Origin of the sequence: Streptococcus oralis, from assembly GCF_023109155.1 — a bacterium.
Classification (GTDB): domain Bacteria; phylum Bacillota; class Bacilli; order Lactobacillales; family Streptococcaceae; genus Streptococcus; species Streptococcus oralis_BZ.
The window spans coordinates 1-2,619 of sequence record NZ_JALDUA010000011.1; the positions used below are offsets into that span (position 1 = coordinate 1).

Annotated in this window: 1 pseudogene; it reads right to left on the reverse strand. The window is 40.9% G+C overall.

Going from position 1 to position 2,619, the window contains the following annotated elements:
* Positions 1 to 2,619: pseudogene (gene padA / locus M1F63_RS10060) on the reverse strand (LPXTG-anchored isopeptide-forming adhesin PadA); the annotation flags it as partial.

A 2,619-nucleotide genomic window follows, 5' to 3' on the forward strand; every position in this document is an offset into this window, starting at 1 on the left:
CTTACCTGCATCTGCTTTGACAGAAGCTTCTGTAAAGGCAACTTTGATGACTTGACCAGAAAGTGTCACTGTCGCCTTCGATCCTGCATTCTCACCATCAAGTTTAACAGTGGCTGAAGCATTCTCACCAACAAATTCTAGAACTTCTTTCAACTCGTCTGTCATCTCAAACACAGTTGCGCTGGCAGGCATTGTTGTTTTCAAAGTATAAGTAAATTCTTCATTACGTTTTGCAAGATCATAACGTTCTGCTCCGTTTACTTCCTTCTTAAGCTCTGGAGTAGTGGTTGGTGGTGGTGTAACGGTAACTGGTTTTGATTCTTTCTTAGAATCAGGATTATCATTAATGATGTAGCTAGCAGTATTTGGTACTACCGGCTTGTCTTTTGATTCATTTGGATAAGCCGCTAAAAGTGCATCAAAGGTAATGCCTTCCTTCACCTTAGCCTTAAATGAAACTTGTACAGCTTTACCAGCATATTGTTTCACCTGCTCTTTACCAAATGTGACCATCAAACGTTGACCTTCTGTTGTTACAGTGAGGTCTTGAACAGCTTGGCCATCAACAGTGACCGTTGCTTCTCCTTCAAATGCCAATTCTTTGACGATATCATCTGAAATGGTGAAGCTATCTGCCACGTGTGGAACCGTTGAGTCAATCGTATAAGTAAAGATTTCTGATAACTTACCAAGATCTGCGTGTTCCTGACCATTCACCTTCTTCGTGATTGGTGGTGGTGTAACAGTGACTGGCTTGGTTTCTTTCTCACCTTGTTGGTCATTCTTGTTGGTGTAAGTAATCTTAGCTTTGTTCTCAATAGATGGAACAGTTGAGCCTTTCTTCACTTTGGCATGAATCACGAGCTCTACTTCTTGGTTACCGTAGTCACCCGCATTCGCAAAATCTTTCATCGTTGCAGTCACGGTTTGACCTTGAACTGTTACATCGAAGAATTTCGCTGCAGCTCCCTTGATTTCAGCTTGACCTGGAGTCAAGTTCTCATCCAAGGTATCCGTTACAACGAAGGACTTGTACGTTGTAATATCATTTGGCAATTTCGCTTTGATATTATAAGTAAAGTCGGTTTCCGCACCGATTGTTGCCTCTGTCAGTGTTTCGTTGATTTTCTTATCAACACCTGGTTCTGATGGAGGGGTTACGGTGACAGGTTTCGTTTCTTTTTCTCCGCTATGATCGTTCTTATCTGTGAAGCTAAACTTCGCAGTATTTGGAATGTTGATACGAGTCACTCCATCATTGATCTTAGCCGGAATAATCAATTCCACTTCTTGACCAGCAAGGTCTGTAGCGTTCGCAAAGTCCTTCATCGTTGCAGTTACGGTTTGACCCTCAACTGTTACATCGAAGAAGGCTGCAGCCGCTCCTTTGATAACTGGTTTGCTTGAAGTTTCATTGATAACTGACAAATCTCCTTCAAGTGTATCTGTAATCACAAATTTCTTGTAATCTGTAATATCTGTTGGAAGTTTTGTCTTAATGTTGTAGTTATACGCTTGACCTGTCGCGATATCTAAGTGATCAAGAGTTTCATTGATCTTCTTCGTTACAGGAGGTGGCGTTACGGTGACCGGTTTCGATTCAACTTCTTTCTCTACATTATTCTCATTTGTAAAGGAAATAGAGGCCTTGTTTTCAATGGTTGTACCTGTCACACCATTTTTAACTTTTGCAGGAATGACTAGTTCAACAGTTGAGTATTTTGCAAGTTCACCAAACTGACCATCCTTCACCGTTGCCGTAATCTCTTGGCCATTGGTGTGGATATCAAAGAGGGCCGCTGCAGAACCTTTAATACTTACGTCTCCTGCAAGTTCCAAATTAGCATCCAGTGTATCACGAATCACAAATTTCTTGTAATTAGCAACATCACTTGGTACTGCTGTTGTAATGTTGTAGTTGTATGGTTGCCCATCAAACGTTTGGAAGCTATCCAAGTTTTCATTGATTTTCTTATCAATAGTTGGTTCTTTTGGTTTTGGTGGGGTAACCGTTACTTCGTTAGAGGTTTGTTTCACATCGTTCAAGATCACATCCGCTGTATTTGGTACTTTTACTTGACCATCTTTCTTGTATTTAGAAAGATCAGCACCTTTACGGATCTTCGCCTTAAAGGTTAATTCTACATATTGAATGTCTTTCACCTTACGGCGATTCACTTTACGAGTGATTTTTTCAAGACCAGCTTTGTCTAGTGTCAACGAAACGGTTTGATCTGAAACAGTTGTCGCACCTTTCAAATCAGCGTTATCTTTTCCACCGAGTTTTACATTCAAACTATCTGCTTGAACTTCTAACTCTGGAACAACTGTATCTGTCAGCGTAAAGTTGTCCGCAATACCTGGCCATGGAGCAGTCACCTTGTACTCAAAGAGTTCCTCTTCTGCCTTCAAATCTTCATGTTCTTTGTCATTAACCTTCTTCGTAATTTCGGTTACAACTGGAGGTTTCACATAAACAGGATTTGAACGGCGAATGGTACTTGGTTTAGTATCTGTCTTGCCATGCGCATCTTGATTTGGTTGATTGTCATCACCATTCCACATGATGTTCCCTTGGTTTAGGAGACCAAATCCATTACTTTCCTGAAGGAGAGCCAT